The sequence below is a fragment of the Deltaproteobacteria bacterium genome (assembly GCA_011773515.1).
Classification (GTDB): Bacteria; Desulfobacterota; Deferrimicrobia; order J040; family J040; genus WVXK01.
In genome coordinates this window covers 1-1,568 of sequence record WVXK01000024.1, presented here as the reverse complement: position 1 = coordinate 1,568, position 1,568 = coordinate 1, and the positions used below count along the sequence as shown (strand labels likewise).

The 1,568-nt window shown below is 51.7% G+C and carries 1 protein-coding gene; it reads left to right on the top strand.

The features are described from left to right. The first annotated feature begins 179 nt into the window (after positions 1-179). Entirely contained in the window at positions 180-1,130 is a 951-nt protein-coding gene (locus GTN70_03360; GenBank protein NIO16030.1) for an IS110 family transposase, read from the top strand. Positions 1,131-1,568 lie beyond the last annotated feature (438 nt).

Genomic DNA, 1,568 nt, shown 5'->3' with positions numbered 1-1,568 from the left:
TCAACTCCGCAAAATCTCCCAACCTCCGTTTTCACCATAATTCAATCGGAAATCGACACTTTTCTTGCGGGCAACAGGTTGCAGTTACATCTTGATAATTATTAAAGGCGGCCTCCTCGGGGTAAAATGATGGGGATTGACTCTATCACTAACCCCAAAACACGAAAGGAGGCCAACCGATGAGATTTTACTGTGGAATTGNNCTTCCAGGCATTTTGGATCAGCTTGAGGCTTTCTCTTCGAGGCCGTCTGTGGTGGTGGAATCCACCCTCAACTGGTATTGGCTTGTAGACGGTCTCCAGGAGGCTGGCTTTGAGGTGAAGTTAGCCCACACGTTGGGTCTGTATATGATCACCGGGGCCAAAGTGAAAACGGACCGAAGAGATGCCTTCACCTTGGCGAGGCTTCTGAGGCTTGGTGCGATCCCTGAGGCCTACATCTATCCCAAGGACAAACGTCCCATTCGGGATCTTTTGCGTCGGAGAAACCGCCTGGTTTTCTTGCGAGCGGCCGTATATGGCGATTTGAGGCGGACGTTACTCCAGCACGGTCTTTTTGGTTACTCCCGGGGGGAGATCAAAGGGCTGAGTGAGGCGCAGATTGTCCATAACTTTGACCATCCGACTGCTCGGTGCGGTGGTCTGCTGCAGCTTGAGCGAATCAGTCTTTACAGCCGACAGATCAAGGATCTTGAGGAGATGATTCTCGCCACTGTGGCCGAGGAGCCTTCGTTCGAGCTGCTTCAGACGATCCCTGGTGTGGGTAAGATCCTGGCTTTGACAATCTACTATGAGGTCGGAGATATCCATCGTTTTGAGGGCCCAAAGCAGTTTTGCTCCTACGCCAGGGTGGTTCCTGGCATCGCCCAGTCCGGTCATATCACCAAAAGAGGCAGAGGCTGCAAGCAGGGCAATGGTTACCTCAAATGGGCGTTTTCTCAGGCTGCGGGGTTAGCGGTCAGATATGACAGTGCCGTCAGGAAATTCAGGCAAAGGCATCTCGCCAGAAGACGATCGAAGGCCCGAAGGCTCATCTCCATGAGCATTGTGGCCCACAAGTTAGCTACCGGTGCTTTTTATGTCTTAAGAGATCAGGTGCCTTTCAACGAGGAGTTGATGTTCCGCTCATAGGAGCCATGGGGAGAAGCGGCAATCCCCGTTGAATACTGGTGCGATACCCTCATCTTGATTGGGAGCCGCTTTCTCCTGCCATCATCTTTGAGCTTGTCCGCCCTGGCCGTCAACTCCGGAATCACTGGTGCTCAGGAGCCCGTCATATGTAACTTGAATGAGAGCGGTCAGGAACCGATAATTTTCTGGTGCCTTTCCTCTGTTCTGAGGAAACACGATCAACCCCTATCGTTGATCGTGAAGAGCCCGTATGGATGTACGGTGCGGATAGCTTTTCCGTACCGCCCGTGAAGGATCGAGTCGGATCGGCAAGGATGATGGCGGCTAAAACACAATCTCTGCCAACAAATCCCTATTCAAAGGGAACAGGAGGAGACTATTCGCTTGACAGGCCGCCTTTAATGGATGTATTCATCAGATTACCTCTGAATAAAAAAT